Genomic DNA, 239 nt, shown 5'->3' with positions numbered 1-239 from the left:
GCCGGTGGGCAATGCGCTGGTGGTCAACCACTTCTGGGAGCTCGCCGGGCGCATGGGTTGGGTGTTCGGTGCCGGCTTGCTGTTGATCCTGCCGGTGATTGCGGCGTTGCTGGTGGTGAACATTGCATTTGGGGTGATGACCCGTGCGGCGCCGCAGCTGAACATTTTCTCCATCGGTTTCCCGTTGACCCTGGTCATGGGCATGTTCATCTTCTGGGTCGGCCTGGCCGATGTGCTGT

General features: G+C 61.5%; 1 protein-coding gene. It reads left to right on the top strand.

Annotated elements, in window-relative coordinates:
- Nucleotides 1–239: flagellar biosynthetic protein FliR (locus GYA94_RS27270; RefSeq protein WP_174824231.1), on the top strand; the 239-nt coding region annotated here is incomplete at both ends.

Origin of the sequence: Pseudomonas juntendi (assembly GCF_009932375.1) — a bacterium.
Taxonomy (GTDB): Bacteria; Pseudomonadota; Gammaproteobacteria; order Pseudomonadales; family Pseudomonadaceae; genus Aquipseudomonas; species Aquipseudomonas juntendi.
Note: the sequence above shows the minus strand (reverse complement) of the source record. Positions and strands in the feature narration are given on the sequence as shown.